The organism is Idiomarina xiamenensis 10-D-4 (assembly GCF_000299895.1).
GTDB classification, from domain to species: domain Bacteria; phylum Pseudomonadota; class Gammaproteobacteria; order Enterobacterales; family Alteromonadaceae; genus Idiomarina; species Idiomarina xiamenensis.
On sequence record NZ_AMRG01000013.1, the window covers coordinates 1 to 16324 of the forward strand.

Genomic DNA, 16324 nt, shown 5'->3' on the forward strand with positions numbered 1-16324 from the left:
AGTGGGTATTTCTTTAGTAAGCTATGGAAAGCCATCAAACCCGTTATCGGTGCTGTCGTGGTAGCGGTGGCATCAATTTATTGCCCAGCTTGTGGCAGCTATTTTGCGAGCTCGTGGTACGGAGCAGCAACGGCCGGTGCCATAGCGGGTGGAATTAGTGCGGGGGTGAATGGCGGCAACGTCTTTACCGGGGCGCTCAGGGGCGCAGTTTTAGGTGGTGCCACCGGTTTCAGCGGTGATAGTCTGTTTGAGCAGTTTATGGGAATGGCAGCGCAAGTCGCGTTAAGACAACAATTTGGACACAGTTTTAGAGCCGCCGGGTCGGGTTATGACACTCACCGCTCACCGGAACGATACTATGCGGGTGCCATATTGGGTAGTACTGTTTCTCACGTTAGTGGTAACAAGTTTGCTAACGGTGCGCATAGCGATGCGTTTTCACGGATGTTTAATAATAAGCCTAAGTCTAATGAGCGATTTTCTCAAGCAACTGAAAAGGGTAGGTGGATAAAAGTTGCTGAATTAGTCGGCGAAGGAAAAAGTATTACGGTTAGGTTAGGTCGGAAAATTAAAATTGTAGGTGGAGATGATAAAGCATCAGCGCATTTGAATCATGTAGCTTATCAGTTGACTTATACTGAAATTGATTCAACTGGAAAACCTCTTGCGGGTATTTATCCAACATATCGCGGAGTTTTATCCGCAGCAGCGTTTAATTCTGTTTCAACAGATAGAGTTTATGACCTTTATGGTCCATATGACGCGATCTTTGATTGGACATTGAGTACAAAATATTTAGCGAAAAGCTGCGATAACTGCGGTAATCCAATGATCAGCATTTATGAGTGGAGAGTTGAATAGTGTTTCGTTTTACACTTTTTTTGTTTTTTTTAATTGGGTTGAATTCTTGTGGAACAGACGCGAGATATACTCGTTCTGAATGTATAGTTCGAGTTAATATTGATTGGACGGGAACCCCCTTAGGAAAAAAAGAAGAGTTAATTGAAAGTATTACAAAAGCGATTAGGAATGCGCCTAATATGGGCTCTAATAAAGTTCCTATGGACTTTACAATTCAAGGGCAGAGTCGAGAATATATTTATTATCAATATAGTACCGACTGTGAAAACAGGTTTGAGAATACGGAAGCGTTGCTGGAGTTTGCTCGAGAACGTGTCAAAAGCCCCCCTTACCTCTCGGTAGATAAAAATAACTATGAACCAGGGAGCGATACTATTCGAGTATCAGGCCCATCATGGATAGATTAAACTAGAGGTACTTTCAATTAGAGTAAAAGATAGTTTTGTAGAATCAAATAATAATGCCCAGACAAACCTGCCAAAGCTGTTATTTTCCCAGCGTGGCCTGCGTATGTGCGCAGGTGACGCGCGTGAGTCATCGTATTGAGGTGGTGGTGTTGCAGCATCCGGCCGAGCGGCGGGCGGCAAAGAATACGGCGCGCTTGTTAGGTTTATCGTTGCAGCGTTATCGCTGTTATTGCGGCGAGTCAGCGGCGGACTTTGCAGAATTACAACAAGAATTACAACAACAGCCACTCTCGACTGAGTCATCTGCTAATCAGCATTTAACCACGGCGGTGCTTTACCCCAGCGCGACCGCGCAAGCAACACATACCCTGGCGCAAACGCACGCTATCAAGCGTTTGATTTTGCTCGACGCCACGTGGCGCAAGGCTTATAAAATGTGGCAGTTAAACCCGTGGCTACAACAGTTGCCGGCGCTTACGCTGGCCGCCGGTCGAACCAGTGCCTATCCCCGTAAAGCTGCTCATGCGCAGCAGTTATCGACTTTAGAAGCCTGTGCTTATGCGCTGCACGATTTGGAACAACTTGCGCCAGAGCCGTTGTTAGCACTGCAACGCCAGCGTATGCAAGCGCTGGTTAAGACAGAATAAATGCTAATCCGAAAGCGCTTTAAACGCCGTAATTGTGGTGTCGATATCGGCGCCGTTAATATCCAAATGAGTGACTAAACGCATCCGCTGACTGGCGGGTACAAGAATGCCCTGAGCGGCTAATTGCTGTTGTGCTTGCTGTGCCCGTTCAGCGTCATGAAAGCGCAAATACACCATATTGGTTTGCACCGATTCGACGCTAAATAGCGGGTGCTGTTGTAAGCCTTCGGCAAGCTGTTGCGCATGGTCGTGGTCGTCTTGTAGGCGGTCAATGTGGTGATCGATAGCGTAATTGATGGCGGCCGCCAATATACCGGCTTGACGCATACCGCCACCGACCATTTTGCGCAGTCGTCTGGCTTTGGCGATTAACGCCGGTGAAGCGCATAACAGCGAACCTACCGGTGCACCTAAGCCCTTAGAGAAGCACACCGATACGCTATCAAACGGCTGGCATAAGGTTGCGGCATCGCTGCCACTTGCTACCACCGCGTTAAACAGCCGCGCGCCGTCTAAGTGCATGGCTAAGCCATGACGATCCGCTACTGCCCGTGCTGCTAACATAAAATCTTGCTCGATGACTTTGCCGGTATGGGTATTTTCCAGCGCCAATAGCCGCGTGCGGGGAAAATGAGGGTCATCAGGTTTAATACGTGCTGCGACAGTGGCTAAATCTAAGCTGCCGTCGCTTTCAACCTCGATGGTTTGTGCTACCACGCTACCTAATACTGAAGCCCCGCCTGCCTCATAGCGATAGGTGTGATATTCCTGACCGACGATAAATTCGTCGCCGCGTTCGCAGTGTGCCAAAAGCCCTAACAAGTTGCTTTGCGTGCCGCTGCTGCAAAATAATGCCGCCGGTTTACCCAACAAGTCAGCCACGCGTTGTTCCAGCGCATTGACGCTAGGGTCTTCGCTATAGACATCGTCACCGACCATGGCTGTCGCCATGGCATCGCGCATAGCAGCGCTGGGTCGGGTCACCGTATCACTACGAAAATCGATAGCTCGAGCGCTCATGGTTAGCTTCCTTTGGTCAAAAAAACAGTGACTTATTCTTGGTAACCCCAAGCCTTGGGTGGTAACTCGACCGGCTCGGTTAAATCAAAGCGGATCTCGAACTCGCGATTGGGGCGCGTCAGTTTATAACTAAACTCGCTTTCATCAATAAAAGTCAGCGTCCAAACGTTATCGACAGAGGCTGCTAAACCATGTTCACGAAATAGCGCTTGGCTAGCCTGATCGACAGGAAACGCTTGTTGATGGCTGCTGCCTTTATCGGCGGTTTGACTCGTCGGGGCTGCCGTCTTCATGAACATGCACATGTTGTAACGAAAGCTGGTCATCTAGGCGTGTGATCACCCAAGTCCGAGAGCGGTCATCACCGACGTGTAAGGGAATTTCAATCTGTTGCGCACTGCAATTACGCACATGCATGATGATCCGTGACGATGCCCAAGCGGTATCTTGCAAGTTGTCGCTGACCACTTGACCGACATAAGCTTTGCCACAATGCTTGGCTAGCTGGGTCATAAAATGATCCTGGGGTGTATTTTTGGGCTGACAAGCACTTAGCAACATAGCTGATAAGCCGATACATAAAATGCCAACATAGCGACGGGGTAGCGCAAACATGGTGTGTTATCCTATTAGCCATCAAGGGGCTTAAGATTGCCATAGAATCAGCGCCGTTAATAGTCGCCTATAACCGAATTGCATGAGCTATGCTGAGCCGAGGTTGTCGGCGCCGGTCTGGTTCGAGATAATAGCCTCAACATTGTCAGATAACTGCAACAGTCGCCTACGTTTAGTGCAGGTTAGGCATTAAATGTATCGCCAACAAAGTGATGGACCCATGAAAGTATTTAACAACGTATTGGAAATGATTGGCCAAACGCCGATGGTGAAAGTTTCGAACATCGATACCGGCCCTTGCGAACTTTATTTAAAACTCGAGTTGATGAATCCGGGTGGTTCGATCAAAGACCGTATTGCGGTGAGTATGATCGAAGCCGCCGAGCAGCAGGGCAAATTAAAGCCCGGTATGACGATTATTGAAGCCACTGCGGGTAATACCGGTCTAGGTTTAGCGTTAGTCGCGGCCAGTAAAGGTTACCCGTTGCGCATCGTCATGCCTGACAAAATGAGCCAAGAGAAGGTCAATAATCTGCGTGCGATGGGTGCCGAGGTGATGATGACTCGCTCCGACGTGCAAAAAGGCCATCCAGAATATTACCAAGATATGGCGGCACGACTAGCCGAAGAAAACGGTTGGTACTACGTCAATCAGTTCGCTAACGACGCCAACGTTGCGGCTCATTACAACACTACTGGACCTGAGATTTGGCAACAAATGGATGGTAACTTAGACGCGTTTGTTTGTGGTGTTGGTTCGGGCGGTACGCTGACCGGTATCGGTCGCTATTTACGCGAGCAACGTGACGATATTGACTTAGTACTGGCCGACCCGGCCGGGTCAATTTTAGAGCCACTGGTCAATCGCAACGAGCAAGTGGAAGCTGGCAGTTGGTTGGCAGAGGGAATCGGTGAAGATTTTGTGCCGAGCATTTGTGATATCCAGTTAGCCAATAAAGCTTATGCCATCAGCGACAAAGAGGGTATGCAAACTGCCCGTATGTTGTTGGAAAAAGAGGGTGTGATGGTTGGCTCATCAAGTGGCACACTGATTGCTGCGGCGCTGCAATACTGTCGTCAGCAAAGCGAAGCCAAGCGGGTGGTGACCCTGGCTTGTGATACTGGTAACCGTTACCTGTCGAAGTTATTTAACGACGAGTGGATGCGCTCGAATAATTTGCTGTAATTCAACGTGTTTAAGGGTACGACAATGGCTAATAAATCGATGAAATTTGCCACTAAGGCAATCCACGGCGGTCAGTCGCCAGAGCCGGTAACCGGTGCGGTGATGCCACCCATTTTTACCAGCTCGACCTATGCACAAGAAAGCCCAGGTCAGCATAAGGGCTTTGAATACTCGCGCTCGCACAATCCCACTCGTTTTGCTTGGGAGCGTGCGGTTGCAAGCCTTGAGGGTGGCAAACAGGGCTTGGCTTTTGCTTCGGGGATGGCGGCAACATCGACCATTCTGGAACTGCTCGATCACGGCGATCACGTGGTCGCTATGGACGACTTATATGGTGGCAGTTTCCGTTTATTCGATAAAGTGCGTAAGCGTTCGGCGGGTTTGCAATTTGATTACGTCGATTTAGCCGATATTGACGCGGTGAGTGCGACGGTCACCGAGAGCACCAAAATGATTTGGGTGGAAACGCCCAGTAATCCAATGTTGAAGCTGGTCGATATCGAAGCCATTGTCAAACTGGCTAAGCCAAAGGGCATCATCGTTGTTGTTGATAACACCTTCGCCACGCCGTTTAATCAATTGCCATTGGCGTTGGGTGCCGACATTGTCATGCACTCGGCGACCAAATACTTAAACGGTCACTCAGACATGGTTGGCGGTATTGCCGTGGTTGGCGATAACGACGACTTAGTTGAGCGCATGTTATTTTTGCAAAACTCGGTGGGTGCGGTTGCTGGTCCTTTTGATAGCTATTTAGCCTTACGTGGCGTTAAAACCTTAGCTTTGCGTATGCGTCATCACAACCAAGCGGCGCTAGAGCTAGCACAATGGCTCGAACAACACCCGCAAGTCGAAAAAGTGATTTATCCGGGCTTGCCCAGCCATCCACAGCACGAGCTGGCAAAACGTCAGATGAGCGGTTTTGGTGGTATGATTTCGATTAACTTGAAAGGCGACTTAGCAAAAGCTCGACGCTTTTTAGAGTCGGTAGAAATTTTTGCCTTGGCGGAGAGCTTAGGCGGGGTCGAATCCTTGATTGAACATCCAGCGATCATGACTCATGCCTCGGTACCAGCCGAAAACCGCGCGAAGTTAGGTATTGCTGATAATTTCGTGCGTATTTCGGTCGGTATTGAAGATCTCGACGATCTGAAAGCCGATCTGGATCAAGCGTTAAACGCCTAAAATAGCTCAAAAAACCAGCAGGTAAAATTGAGCCCGACCTCGAGTCGGGCTTTTTTATTTTTATAAATCAGTTATCTAAACACTTTTTTACAATTCGGTCATAATTGAGTAGGCTTATAGCATAAGCATCTAGCATAAAAAAATCGCACCCAGTGCGTGTATAACAACAACCCTGTTTTACAGGAAGGAAGGTCATGCTATGAGTCTGTTAATTCTACAGAGCCTGCTTGCCGCACTGATGTTTTATGTGCTGGCCGGACAGTATCAGCGACAGCCGTTATGGGGCTTGTTAATGGTGCTATTCAGTGGTTTCGTACCGCCATTAAATTGGGCCATCGTGTTAATCGCGGTCGGTGTGCGGTTATGGAAACGCCAAGAAGCCTTAGCGACTGATTCGGTGCGTTAAGCTGTTACAACCGAGTGGTAACTGATGACAACTGAACACGCTGCCTTACAACCTTTTCACCTTGCCGTAGCTGTGGATTGCTTGCATAAGGCGCGTGAATTTTACGGCCAGTTATTAGGCTTATCTGAAGGACGCAGCAGCGATCACTGGATCGACTGGGATTTTTGGGGACACCAGTTTGTTACCCATTTAGCACCTGAGTTAGCCGGCCAATTACAACATAATCAGGTTGATGACCACGCGGTGCCGGTGCCGCACTTTGGCGTGGTACTGAGCTGGCAAGATTGGCATCAATTAGCCGACCGTTTACGCCACGCCCCGATTAAATTTGTTATCGAACCCTACATTCGTTTTCGTGGTTTGCCGGGTGAGCAGGCGACTATGTTTTTCCATGATCCGGCTGGTAATGCGTTGGAGTTCAAAGCGTTTCAAGATCCCGCACAGTTATTTGCAAAACAGTAACTAATGCCAAGGTAAGCGTTTCAGATCGACATTCCCCCCGCTTAAGATGATCCCGACCTGGCGCCCTGAAAAATACTCAGGATAAGCCAGAACTGCCGCAAGCGTGATGGCTGAAGAAGGCTCCACCACCATTTTTAAGTGTAGCCACAGCAACTGCATGGCGTCGATAACTTGTTCATCGTCGACTAACAGCACCCTATCTAAACCGGCTTGTAAGATAGTAAACGTATGTTCGCCCAAACTGGTGAGCAAACCATCACAGACACTTTCTGGTGGGCGCGCCGGTTGCAGTTGTCCGCTGCGTAATGATTGATAAGCATCGTCGGCGTTGGCGGGTTCGGCACCGATAACCTGCTCAATACCCAAACTACGGGCGACACGCACAGTACCACTGAGCAAACCGCCGCCACCTAACGGCGCCAATAGGGTATCTAACTGAGGTTGTTGCTGACAGAGTTCCCAAGCGGCAGTTGCTTGGCCCTGAATGATATGCGCGTGGTTATAGGGTGGGATCAAGGTACCCGGTTGCTGTTGCCGCGCGTTGATGAATTGCTCGCGCGCGGCCATACCGGGCGCTATTTCAGTGATGTGCTGACAATAACGGGCAATATTGTCTTTTTTAACTTGGGGCGCGTTGTTTGGCACCGCGACCTGTACCGGGATAGCTAATAATTGACCTGCACAAGCCAGTGCTGCACCATGATTACCCGATGAGACGGTAAAGACACCCTGCTGCCGTTGTTGCTGGCTAAGTTGCAGTAGCGCGTTACAGGCGCCGCGAAACTTGAACGCGCCGGTACGTTGCAGGTTTTCGCATTTAAACCATAGCTGTGCGCCGCTTAAGGCATCTAAATAGTCGTTACGTAAACAAGGTGTCAGCACATGATAGGGCGCCAATCGCTGGGCTGCTTGTTGAATATCTTGATGTTGCCAATCCATGCTGTTACCTCATGCTGGTTGCGTAAATGCTTAAAACCGCGAGTTGCTGCAATGATAACGAGTAGTGACCATTAGTAGTGACCACTGGTCAGTAACTTAACTGAACCGTGGTCAGAATATTATTGCTCGCGATGGCCGCATACATTGCTATTAAAATACCTGAAAATAGCTTGTGATTTTACTTTAACTGCTTGAAGTTAAATAAGGGTTTCGTAAATGCGCTCGGCTACTTTATCATAGTGACTGGCTGGGTAGATTAATGCTACCCATAGCGTCGTCATGCGTAACAACGCATGACCCTCTATCGCGATAACGTTTGGAAATAATGCTCTATGGATACTTGGTCCGCCGCTGTTACCCTATTTTTGATCATGGACCCGCTGGGTAACTTACCGGTATTTTTATCGGTGCTGCGTCATATTGACCCAAAACGTCGGCGCATGGTGCTGATTCGGGAGTTGCTGATTGCCTTAGCGATCATGTTACTGTTTTTATACGCCGGTAGCAGCATTCTGAATTTCCTCAACTTGGACCAAGAGGCAGTGAGCATTGCCGGTGCTATTATTCTTTTCATTATTGCGCTACGCATGATTTTTCCGTCGCCCGGTGGCGTGACTGGCTTAGCAATGGGCGAAGAACCATTCATTGTGCCCTTAGCGATTCCGCTGATTTCAGGACCGTCGGTCTTAGCGGCGTTATTATTATTGGCTAACCAGTCTCCCGGACGTATGTTTGATTGGACCTTGGCGTTAATCGGCGCTTGGGGCCTATCAGCGGCTATTCTGATGTTCAGCAATGTTTTTCATCGCTTATTGGGCGAACGCGGCATTACCGCGATGGAGCGCCTGATGGGTATGGTACTGGTGATGATTTCGGTGCAGATGTTTTTGGACGGCATCGCCGCCTACATGTCGCACACGGTCAGCTAAATCGGTAGCAACTGCATGAGTGACTGGCATTTGGTGTATCGTGCGGCGAATGACTTGGAGGCTGAGCTGCTAAAGGGTATGTTGGCGCAATCGGGTATTACCGTGCAGTCGGCCGATAGGCACTTAGCGGGCGGCTTGGGTGAGCTGCCCATGGATGCCGGGCAGGTGCGTTTGTATGTGCAGTTATCGGACTGGCAAACCGCACGCGATTTATTAGATGCCTATGAAGGGCGCGAACAAGTGGCTCGACCAACGACGGCTGATTGGTATTGCCCGCAATGTGGCGAAGCCAATCAGCAACATTTTGAAATTTGCTGGCGGTGCCAAGCACGGCCGCTGACCGACTCGGGACTTGAGAAATAACAGCATGGCAAAATTAAACACTTTCCAACGGATGCGCGATTTAAGCTTTCAACACAAAGCGGTATTGGCGCTTTACTTAGCGCAGCGTATGCTGCCGAATTACGAGCTATTTCATCAAGTGACCGGTTTCGGTGACCCCAAGCCCCTGCACGGAGCAATCAATGCTTGTTGGGGCTGGCTTAGCGCCCCTCAACAAACCAAAGTCAATTTTGCGCGCTGGCAAGAAAAAGTCGATGAAGTGACACCCAGCGAGCATGGTCACGATATGCTTGGCGTGTATCCGGCAATGGACGCCTGCACAGCATTGAGTACCTTACTACAAGGATTATTAGATAAAAATGATGGCGATTTAGTCAACGTCGCTAAAGTGTCGCAAGCCTCAGTGGCTAAATTTATCGAATTATCGGAGGGCGATAAGGTCGATAGCGACACTCTGCAAAAACTGTTGCGAGAACATGAGTTGGTCGAATACGAAATCGACATTCAACAGGCTATGCTAGGCTTCTTAGAGAGTCAGCCCCAGGTCAGCGCAAGTTTGGTTAAACAAGTGCAAACGATGGTCTATGACGAGGGTATGTCAAATATCGGCGTTATGCTGGCGGCGGACGACGAAGCAACGCCAACCAACCAATAATGCCAAATAGCAGTATTTGCCAGTAGTCACCGCGGCGCCACGTTATTTGCTGCCGATAGACGGCGACGAAAATACCCAACAATAAGCCGTGCATGATCAGCAGAACCACCAATAAGAATACCAGCAGCCACTTGCTGTTGGCTGCCATGGGCATCAGTAAGCCGGCGATGATGATCAGCCAGATGACGGCAAATACGCAGCGGCCAGCCCAAATTGCTAAGTTCATAAAAAGTCCTCGTGATCATTAAGCCGAGGTGTCGGCTACTTGATATAAGCGATAAGTTACTTGTCCGGCATGTTTTTCTCGTAATGCCTGCCATGTCCGCGGAAGTTGTCCTTGCCAGCCTTTTTCACTTTCAACATAAATGTAAGCGTTTGCTGCTAGCCAGCCGGATGCCTGTAATAAGTCGATACTCGGCTGCAATAACTGTTGCCGGAATGGCGGATCGATAAAGACGATTTGGTAAGTGTTTGCGGTCGCGGTTTGTAGTAGCTGCAAGGCGTCACTTTGTACGACCTCGGCTTGTGCGCTGTGTAGAGTTTGTAAATGCTGCTTTAGTTGCCGTGCCACGGCTGGCGCTTTTTCGACCATGGTCACGCTGGCGGCACCGCGCGATAAGGCCTCTAACCCCAAGCTACCGCTGCCGGCAAATAAGTCCAAACAGCGTGCGCCGCGAATATCAAATTGCAGCCAGTTAAATAATGTTTCACGCACACGGTCGGTGGTCGGGCGTAGTCCCTCGCTATCGGCAATGGCTAGTCGACGGCCACGCCATTGCCCGCCAATGATGCGAAAACTGCCACTACCTTTTGCGTTTTTCGAGCCTGCCATACTGAACCTGTGCGATTGACCCGCAACAACGGGCGGTTAGGGAATGTCGTCACCAGCGTTCCTGCGTGGTAGACTTGAGCAAATTATGTCGCGCTATTGTAGACGTTCCAGCAGTTGACTTCCAAGGTATTCAATTCATGGCAAAAGGATCATTTTTCTCCCTATTTGGGAAAAAGAAGAAAAAGCAACAGCAACAGGCTCAGGAACAGCAGGCCGAGCAATCATCGTTGCGTGAAGAGCCAGCCGAACCGGAAGCCGATGAGGCCGAGCACACGGCCGCTTCGGTTGCCGAGCTAGCGGCTCCTGATGCTGCCGAAATTTGTGCGCAAGTTAGCGCCGAAAATGCGGCGGCTCAGCTTGAGCAAACATCGAGTTCGGAGCCATCATCGCCACCCGAACCCGAACCCGAACCCGAACCCGAACCCGAACCCGAACCCGAACCCGAACCCGAACCGACGGTACAGAAAAAAGGGTTATGGGGGCGTTTAACGGGCGGTTTAAAACGTACGTCTGAGAATATCGGTTCCGGTTTAGCATCGATTTTCAGTGGTAAAAAAATCGATGATGAGCTGTTTGAGGAATTAGAAACACAATTATTAATGGCCGATGTCGGCATGGACACCACTACTCGCATTATCGAGCGTCTGACCAAACAAGCCGACCGACGTCAGCTAAAAGATGCCGATGCGTTATACGACGTTTTGCAGCAACAAATGACCGAGATCCTACAGCCGGTTGAGCAGCCACTAACGTTAGACAGCGGCGGTGAAATGCCCTACGTGATGTTGATGGTGGGTGTTAACGGTGTTGGTAAAACGACGACTATCGGTAAGCTAGCTAAGCAATTCAAAGCACAAGGTAAATCGGTCATGTTGGCCGCTGGTGATACGTTCCGCGCGGCGGCGGTAGAACAGTTGCAAGTGTGGGGTGAGCGCAACGATATTGCTGTGATTGCACAGCATACCGGTGCCGACAGCGCATCGGTGATTTACGATGCGGTGGCCGCGGCAAAAGCGCGTGGTATAGACGTGTTGATTGCCGACACCGCGGGTCGATTGCAGAATAAAGCCAATCTGATGGACGAATTAAAGAAAATTGTCCGGGTGATGAAAAAGATAGATGCCAACGCACCGCACGAAGTAATGTTAACCTTAGACGCTGGCACCGGCCAGAATGCCATTAGTCAGGCACGTTTGTTTAGCGAAGCGGTGGGGGTATCGGGCATTACCTTGACTAAATTAGACGGTACCGCCAAGGGTGGAGTGATTTTTGCTATTGCCGATCAGTTTAATATCCCTATTCGTTATATTGGCGTAGGCGAAGCGTTAGAGGATCTGCGGCCTTTTGTCGCCGACGATTTTATCGAAGCTCTGTTTGACCGGAATAAGTCAGCAAGTTAGTGGTTTTTAAGGCTCATTGATAGGACATCATTGCCATGATCAAATTTGACAACGTCAGCAAAACTTACGCCGGGGGCCACCAAGCTCTACGGCAAGTGAATATGCATTTGCAGCCCGGTGAAATGGCGTTTTTGACCGGCCATTCTGGTGCCGGTAAAAGCACCATGCTGAAATTGATCAGTTTGATGGAGCGACCCACTGCTGGCCACGTGTTTATCAACGGGCATGACCTAAATCGAATTAAGCCGGGACAAGTTCCTTACGTGCGACGTGATATTGGTATGATTTTTCAGGATCACCGCCTATTGATGGATAAAACGGTATTCGATAACGTCGCGTTGCCGCTGTTGATTGAGGGTTACAGCATTCAAGAGGCACGTAAGCGAGTACAAGCAGCGCTGGACAAGGTTGGCCTGCTGAGCAAAGAGCGTCATTATCCCGTCATGTTATCGGGCGGAGAGCAGCAGCGCGTGGGTATTGCCCGTGCGGTGGTGACCAAGCCGCCACTGCTGTTGGCCGATGAGCCGACCGGTAATCTGGACCCGAAGTTGTCGATGGACATCATTCGATTGTTCGAGGAATTCAATGCCGTCGGCGTGTCGGTACTGATAGCTACCCATGATTTAGGTCTGATCGCTCGTTTGCGTTATCGCACATTAACGCTGAAAGAGGGCACCATGGTTGATGATGGATTACAGGAGCCAGTGGTATGAGCTTACTGTTTCGTAATCGTCCCAGTAGCGCCTCGGGCGCCAAGAAAAATAATCTATCGCTAACAAAACGCTTCGTGATGTTTTTTGTTCATAACGCCCAGCAAGCCGTTGCCAGTTTGGGCGAGCTGACGCGCAATCCGATCGCATCGTTAATGACCATGGCGGTACTAGGATTAAGCCTGACGTTGCCAGCTACGCTGTATATTTTGGTAAAAAATACCGATGCGGTGGCTAATGAGTTTCAGCAGGCGTCAGAAATTACATTGTTTTTGCGTAAAGATTTATCCGACACTCAAATTCAAACGCTGTTAGAGCGGTTAAAGCTTGATTCACAGCTAGATGCGGTACGTTACATCAGCCCCGAGCAGGGGTTAGCAGACTTTAAACAGCGCGCCGGTTTTGGCGAGGCCTTGGATTACTTAACCAGCAACCCGCTGCCGCCGGTGGTGATTGCTACGCCGGGTGAGCTGTTTAGCGACCCGACTCAGGCACAACGTTTATTACAAAACTTAGAAAAACAACGCGAAATCGAGTTTGGCAAACTGGACGTGCAATGGTTAACGCGCTTGCAAGCGATGCAGCGATTAGTCAGCGATGTCTTTGTGGGCTTGGCGCTGTTACTCTGCTTGTCAGCACTGCTCATTGTCGGTAACACCATTCGTTTGAACATTTTGAGCAAGCGCGAAGAAATCGTCATTATGAAACTGGTCGGTGCGACCAATGCGTATATTCAACGGCCATTCTTATATACCGGCATTTGGTATGGCGTGGTGGGTGGCATCATCGCTTGGTTGGCGACTTTCTTGTTGGTGTGGTGGCTATCAAGCTCGGTGATAGCTATCACCGAACTGTATGACGGACAGTTCCGCTTGGCTGGCTTATCCTTTAACGAGATGCTGGTTTTATGGGGCATTGCTATTGGCTTAGGCTTGTTAGGTTCTTACATAGCGGTGCGGCGACACGTACTCAGTATTGAACCGCGCTGACACGACTTGTTACCGATCTTTTCATCAATTTGTCACGTAATTGTGATAGCGTTGACGACTAGTTAAGTCATATCGATGCAGACGAGTGCTTTAAATCGTCTTGATCGATACCGATCCTTTGCTAGAATGTAGAGTCCGGTGAACTCTCGACGCAAATGGTGGTCGAAGTTGACATGCCCGGTTGGGCGTTAAAAGTAGTCAGAAGAGGTGTAAAACGCATGAGCGCTGATTTAAAAACCATGGCTTTAACCGTTCCACAAAGCGGTAGCCTGGAATCTTACATTCAGTCAGTAAACCGCATTCCTATGTTGTCTGCGGAAGAAGAGCGTGATCTCGCTGAACGCCTGCATGATGGCGGCGACTTGGCCGCTGCGAAGCAATTGATCCTCTCGCATTTACGCTTTGTGGTGCATGTTGCTCGCAGTTATTCAGGCTATGGTTTACCGCAAGCCGATTTGATTCAAGAGGGTAACATCGGCTTAATGAAAGCGGTAAAACGCTTTAATCCTGCGGTGGGTGTGCGCTTGGTATCGTTCGCGGTGCATTGGATTAAAGCCGAAATTCATGAATACGTATTACGTAATTGGCGTGTAGTTAAAATCGCCACCACCAAGGCGCAGCGTAAGTTATTCTTTAACTTGCGTAAAATGAAAAAGCGTCTGGGCTGGTTTAGTCACGACGAGGTACAAACCGTAGCCGACGAGCTCGGTGTGAGCACTTCAGAAGTGATGGAAATGGAAGCGCGCATGAGCGCCCATGACCAAGCTTTTGAATTAAGTTCTGATGACGATGACGCGCGTGACGGTAATACCTATTCGCCAGCTTTATACTTGCAAGATCAACGTTCTGATTTGGCGGCTGAGGTTGAAGCAGAAGATTACGAATCTCACACTAATCAACGTTTGTGGTCAGCACTGAAGACACTAGACGAACGCAGCCAAGACATCGTCAAGGCACGTTGGTTAGAAGAAGACAACAAGACCACATTGCAAGAATTGGCCGACAAATATTCGGTTTCTGCAGAGCGTGTGCGTCAGCTTGAAGCGAATGCCATGAAAAAGCTACGTGCAGCCATGCAATAGCATTGACCGAACTGAACAGGTTATTGAAGAAGAAGCGCCCATCGGGCGCTTTTTTGTTTGTTTTGTCGCGATGTATGGTATCCCTAAAAATATCGAAATTAAGACTAAATTTTGAACTGTTATTGTTTTAATGTTAATTTTTTGATTCTAGATCTTTAGAAGGGACTCATCATGCTAAAAGACAGCCTCGGTTTTGTTGTGGTTATAGGCTTGCATGCTCTATTTTCACCAGCCAGTGATGCACAGGCTCTGCCTGAAAAAAACGTACAAGCATACACCTGTGACGACTGTAGCTTCAGCGAGGCCAAAAATCTGGTAAAAGCACATAGCTATCCGCTTTTACGCTGTGTGGCGAAAGACAACAGTGAGATCATATCGATTGATAATCAGGCTTGTTACAGCACGCCACGTTATGCTGCGGTATTGAACGAAGCCAGCGGCAGGCTTTGGGGATTTCAGCTGAGCCATAGCCATCAAGGCATGTTTCCACCAGTGATGCAGTTGCAGGTAGTCGCTTATGATCATCCGCAAACTGTCGACGCGATGATTCGTAACGGTGTTGAATACAGTAATCGATTGGCTGCTCGCGCGGATAGTATCGCCAATAACCTCAGTACAACCTTTGACACATCGCAAGCGTTCTACGATTGGCTCGGAGACCAAGCACAGGGGGCGACTAAAATAACGGCAGCTAACACGGCGAGTGCCAATGACTTTTCTTGCGCCAATGGGAGCTCACAGTATCAAGCCGTAAAAGCCGCAACTAGCGGAGAGTTTGAGAGTCGTTTGCAAATGCAAGTCAACGAGCAGTATGCAAATTTCGATGGCACACCGGGTGATTTTTTCGATGAGGTCGAATTCACCGGTATCGGCTTGGGCTTACAAAAGCTGGGATTTAATGTCTCGCTAAGTTGGGATAATAAACAAATACAAAAAAATGTTGCTTTCAACTTCCCGTTACCCGATGGCTTAGCTGCAGAGGGTAATAATCAACCCTCTAAGGTGATTTTTACATTAACGCCAAAAGGCTCTCATATCGAAATTTCGTTGAATCACAGCCTAACCTACATTGGTGGTCAGTCTTGGTCGGTATTGACCAATCCCGCGAAAAGTACAGTGGAGCTGTCTCCCTGCGTCAAAGTCGCACTAACCGAAGCTTTTGGTAGCCCGCAAACGACCCCCGCTGGTAGCGTTAGCGGAGGCGGTTACAAGCCGCTACCGACAACCGGTGGTGGCATTGGTGGTGGTACACCAATAGGCGGTGGTTGGGATTATCAACTTTGCGACGCTCATTTTTATGATCGCAACGGCAATCCGCTAATCACCATCAAAGTGCGTTGCTGATAGGGACGTTATGCCGCTTAGTGCTAAACTTTTATAAGTCAGGCTAGGAGTGTCTTAGAATGCAGTGTCGAATGGGTTGCGGTGCTTGCTGTATCGCGCCTTCAATTAGTTCACCCATCCCCGGTATGCCTGCTGGCAAAGCCGCTGGCGAACGTTGTGTACAATTAGATAGCGATAATCTTTGTCGACTATTTGGACAACCCCAACGGCCCGACGTTTGCGCTCAGTTTGATGCCAGCGAAGACGTCTGTGGTGAGCATCGCGAGCAAGCCTTATGGTTACTCACAGAACTGGAAAAAGCCACCGGCTGAGT

General features: G+C 49.2%; 22 protein-coding genes. 16 read left to right on the plus strand and 6 right to left on the minus strand.

Annotated elements, in window-relative coordinates:
• From A10D4_RS14190 to A10D4_RS10135, 3 genes are all read left to right on the plus strand, one after another.
• Window positions 1-861: hypothetical protein (locus A10D4_RS14190; protein WP_008489360.1), on the plus strand; the 861-nt coding region annotated here is incomplete at its 5' end.
• Window positions 861-1268, plus strand: a complete 408-nt coding sequence (locus A10D4_RS14110; protein ID WP_008489361.1) for a hypothetical protein — start codon at window positions 861-863, stop codon at window positions 1266-1268. The genes A10D4_RS14190 and A10D4_RS14110, both read left to right, overlap by 1 nt.
• A 53-nt stretch (window positions 1269-1321) precedes the next feature.
• The gene (locus A10D4_RS10135; RefSeq protein WP_040502860.1) at window positions 1322-1915 is read left to right on the plus strand and encodes a tRNA-uridine aminocarboxypropyltransferase; all 594 of its coding nucleotides are present in this window, start codon (window positions 1322-1324) and stop codon (window positions 1913-1915) included.
• A 3-nt stretch (window positions 1916-1918) separates the two neighbouring features.
• On the opposite strand, the gene ltaE is transcribed toward A10D4_RS10135, so the two are convergent.
• From ltaE to A10D4_RS14260, 3 genes are read right to left on the minus strand one after another with little or no spacing between them, the layout of a single operon-like run.
• The gene (gene ltaE / locus A10D4_RS10140) at window positions 1919-2935 is read right to left on the minus strand and encodes a low-specificity L-threonine aldolase (RefSeq protein ID WP_008489364.1); all 1017 of its coding nucleotides are present in this window, start codon (window positions 2933-2935) and stop codon (window positions 1919-1921) included.
• Window positions 2936-2967: 32 nt separating this feature from the next.
• Window positions 2968-3228 carry a hypothetical protein gene (locus A10D4_RS14255; RefSeq protein ID WP_008489365.1) on the minus strand — a complete coding sequence of 87 codons (261 nt, stop codon included), beginning with the start codon at window positions 3226-3228 and terminating at the stop codon, window positions 2968-2970.
• Window positions 3191-3448 (minus strand): hypothetical protein, encoded by a 258-nt coding sequence (locus A10D4_RS14260; RefSeq protein WP_202801438.1) that lies wholly within the window; start codon window positions 3446-3448, stop codon window positions 3191-3193. The genes A10D4_RS14255 and A10D4_RS14260 overlap by 38 nt, the downstream gene beginning before the upstream one ends.
• Window positions 3449-3770: 322 nt before the next feature.
• Between A10D4_RS14260 and A10D4_RS10150 the strand changes: the two genes are divergently transcribed.
• The 4 genes from A10D4_RS10150 (at window position 3771) to A10D4_RS10165 (ending at window position 6789) form a co-directional block, all read left to right on the plus strand.
• A complete protein-coding gene (locus A10D4_RS10150; RefSeq protein ID WP_040502866.1) occupies window positions 3771-4736 on the plus strand; it encodes a PLP-dependent cysteine synthase family protein in 966 nt (321 codons plus the stop codon).
• A gap of 24 nt (window positions 4737-4760) precedes the next feature.
• A complete protein-coding gene (locus A10D4_RS10155) occupies window positions 4761-5921 on the plus strand; it encodes a cystathionine gamma-synthase (RefSeq protein WP_040502861.1) in 1161 nt (386 codons plus the stop codon).
• A gap of 199 nt (window positions 5922-6120) precedes the next feature.
• The gene (locus tag A10D4_RS10160) at window positions 6121-6327 is read left to right on the plus strand and encodes a hypothetical protein (protein WP_008489370.1); all 207 of its coding nucleotides are present in this window, start codon (window positions 6121-6123) and stop codon (window positions 6325-6327) included.
• Between the two features lie 24 nt (window positions 6328-6351).
• Window positions 6352-6789 (plus strand): VOC family protein, encoded by a 438-nt coding sequence (locus tag A10D4_RS10165; RefSeq protein ID WP_008489371.1) that lies wholly within the window; start codon window positions 6352-6354, stop codon window positions 6787-6789.
• Here A10D4_RS10165 and A10D4_RS10170 read toward each other — a convergent pair whose 3' ends face one another.
• A complete protein-coding gene (locus A10D4_RS10170; RefSeq protein ID WP_008489372.1) occupies window positions 6790-7728 on the minus strand; it encodes a pyridoxal-phosphate dependent enzyme in 939 nt (312 codons plus the stop codon).
• Window positions 7729-8060: 332 nt separating this feature from the next.
• On the opposite strand from A10D4_RS10170, the gene A10D4_RS10175 reads away from it, so the two are divergent.
• Genes A10D4_RS10175 through A10D4_RS10185 form a run of 3 tightly spaced genes read left to right on the plus strand, consistent with a single transcriptional unit; the run spans window position 8061 to window position 9654 of the window.
• On the plus strand, window positions 8061-8657 hold the full coding sequence (locus tag A10D4_RS10175; RefSeq protein ID WP_008489373.1) for a YhgN family NAAT transporter: 597 nt from the start codon (window positions 8061-8063) through the stop codon (window positions 8655-8657).
• 15 nt (window positions 8658-8672) lie between these two features.
• The gene (locus A10D4_RS10180) at window positions 8673-9020 is read left to right on the plus strand and encodes a putative signal transducing protein (RefSeq protein WP_008489374.1); all 348 of its coding nucleotides are present in this window, start codon (window positions 8673-8675) and stop codon (window positions 9018-9020) included.
• Window positions 9021-9024: 4 nt separating this feature from the next.
• On the plus strand, window positions 9025-9654 hold the full coding sequence (locus A10D4_RS10185; RefSeq protein WP_008489375.1) for a YjaG family protein: 630 nt from the start codon (window positions 9025-9027) through the stop codon (window positions 9652-9654).
• Here the strand turns inward: A10D4_RS10185 and A10D4_RS10190 are convergent.
• Both A10D4_RS10190 and rsmD read right to left on the minus strand, forming a co-directional pair.
• Window positions 9611-9880 carry a DUF1145 domain-containing protein gene (locus A10D4_RS10190; protein WP_008489376.1) on the minus strand — a complete coding sequence of 90 codons (270 nt, stop codon included), beginning with the start codon at window positions 9878-9880 and terminating at the stop codon, window positions 9611-9613. The genes A10D4_RS10185 and A10D4_RS10190 overlap by 44 nt on opposite strands.
• 18 nt (window positions 9881-9898) lie before the next feature.
• Entirely contained in the window at window positions 9899-10486 is a 588-nt protein-coding gene (gene rsmD, locus A10D4_RS10195) for a 16S rRNA (guanine(966)-N(2))-methyltransferase RsmD (RefSeq protein WP_008489378.1), read from the minus strand.
• Between the two features lie 137 nt (window positions 10487-10623).
• On the opposite strand from rsmD, the gene ftsY reads away from it, so the two are divergent.
• The 6 genes from ftsY (at window position 10624) to A10D4_RS10225 (ending at window position 16322) form a co-directional block, all read left to right on the plus strand.
• Window positions 10624-11886: a signal recognition particle-docking protein FtsY gene (gene ftsY, locus A10D4_RS10200; protein WP_008489379.1), complete on the plus strand. Its 1263-nt coding sequence runs from the start codon at window positions 10624-10626 to the stop codon at window positions 11884-11886.
• A gap of 35 nt (window positions 11887-11921) precedes the next feature.
• The gene (gene ftsE / locus A10D4_RS10205; protein WP_008489380.1) at window positions 11922-12599 is read left to right on the plus strand and encodes a cell division ATP-binding protein FtsE; all 678 of its coding nucleotides are present in this window, start codon (window positions 11922-11924) and stop codon (window positions 12597-12599) included.
• The gene (gene ftsX / locus A10D4_RS10210; RefSeq protein ID WP_008489381.1) at window positions 12596-13585 is read left to right on the plus strand and encodes a permease-like cell division protein FtsX; all 990 of its coding nucleotides are present in this window, start codon (window positions 12596-12598) and stop codon (window positions 13583-13585) included. The genes ftsE and ftsX overlap by 4 nt, the downstream gene beginning before the upstream one ends.
• A 218-nt stretch (window positions 13586-13803) precedes the next feature.
• On the plus strand, window positions 13804-14667 hold the full coding sequence (gene rpoH / locus A10D4_RS10215) for an RNA polymerase sigma factor RpoH (RefSeq protein ID WP_008489382.1): 864 nt from the start codon (window positions 13804-13806) through the stop codon (window positions 14665-14667).
• Between the two features lie 171 nt (window positions 14668-14838).
• Entirely contained in the window at window positions 14839-16011 is a 1173-nt protein-coding gene (locus tag A10D4_RS10220; RefSeq protein WP_008489383.1) for a hypothetical protein, read from the plus strand.
• A gap of 59 nt (window positions 16012-16070) precedes the next feature.
• A complete protein-coding gene (locus A10D4_RS10225) occupies window positions 16071-16322 on the plus strand; it encodes a YkgJ family cysteine cluster protein (RefSeq protein ID WP_008489384.1) in 252 nt (83 codons plus the stop codon).
• The last annotated feature ends 2 nt before the right edge of the window (window positions 16323-16324 follow it).

Coding starts and splice junctions, on each gene's coding strand:
- A10D4_RS10135 (WP_040502860.1), top strand. CDS start 1,322: ATGCCCAGACAAACCTGCCAAAGCTGTTATTTTCCCAGCGTGGCCTGC.
- ltaE (WP_008489364.1), bottom strand. CDS start 2,935: ATGAGCGCTCGAGCTATCGATTTTCGTAGTGATACGGTGACCCGACCC.
- A10D4_RS14255 (WP_008489365.1), bottom strand. CDS start 3,228: ATGAAGACGGCAGCCCCGACGAGTCAAACCGCCGATAAAGGCAGCAGC.
- A10D4_RS14260 (WP_202801438.1), bottom strand. CDS start 3,448: ATGACCCAGCTAGCCAAGCATTGTGGCAAAGCTTATGTCGGTCAAGTG.
- A10D4_RS10150 (WP_040502866.1), top strand. CDS start 3,771: ATGAAAGTATTTAACAACGTATTGGAAATGATTGGCCAAACGCCGATG.
- A10D4_RS10155 (WP_040502861.1), top strand. CDS start 4,761: ATGGCTAATAAATCGATGAAATTTGCCACTAAGGCAATCCACGGCGGT.
- A10D4_RS10160 (WP_008489370.1), top strand. CDS start 6,121: ATGAGTCTGTTAATTCTACAGAGCCTGCTTGCCGCACTGATGTTTTAT.
- A10D4_RS10165 (WP_008489371.1), top strand. CDS start 6,352: ATGACAACTGAACACGCTGCCTTACAACCTTTTCACCTTGCCGTAGCT.
- A10D4_RS10170 (WP_008489372.1), bottom strand. CDS start 7,728: ATGGATTGGCAACATCAAGATATTCAACAAGCAGCCCAGCGATTGGCG.
- A10D4_RS10175 (WP_008489373.1), top strand. CDS start 8,061: ATGGATACTTGGTCCGCCGCTGTTACCCTATTTTTGATCATGGACCCG.
- A10D4_RS10180 (WP_008489374.1), top strand. CDS start 8,673: ATGAGTGACTGGCATTTGGTGTATCGTGCGGCGAATGACTTGGAGGCT.
- A10D4_RS10185 (WP_008489375.1), top strand. CDS start 9,025: ATGGCAAAATTAAACACTTTCCAACGGATGCGCGATTTAAGCTTTCAA.
- A10D4_RS10190 (WP_008489376.1), bottom strand. CDS start 9,880: ATGAACTTAGCAATTTGGGCTGGCCGCTGCGTATTTGCCGTCATCTGG.
- rsmD (WP_008489378.1), bottom strand. CDS start 10,486: ATGGCAGGCTCGAAAAACGCAAAAGGTAGTGGCAGTTTTCGCATCATT.
- ftsY (WP_008489379.1), top strand. CDS start 10,624: ATGGCAAAAGGATCATTTTTCTCCCTATTTGGGAAAAAGAAGAAAAAG.
- ftsE (WP_008489380.1), top strand. CDS start 11,922: ATGATCAAATTTGACAACGTCAGCAAAACTTACGCCGGGGGCCACCAA.
- ftsX (WP_008489381.1), top strand. CDS start 12,596: ATGAGCTTACTGTTTCGTAATCGTCCCAGTAGCGCCTCGGGCGCCAAG.
- rpoH (WP_008489382.1), top strand. CDS start 13,804: ATGAGCGCTGATTTAAAAACCATGGCTTTAACCGTTCCACAAAGCGGT.
- A10D4_RS10220 (WP_008489383.1), top strand. CDS start 14,839: ATGCTAAAAGACAGCCTCGGTTTTGTTGTGGTTATAGGCTTGCATGCT.
- A10D4_RS10225 (WP_008489384.1), top strand. CDS start 16,071: ATGCAGTGTCGAATGGGTTGCGGTGCTTGCTGTATCGCGCCTTCAATT.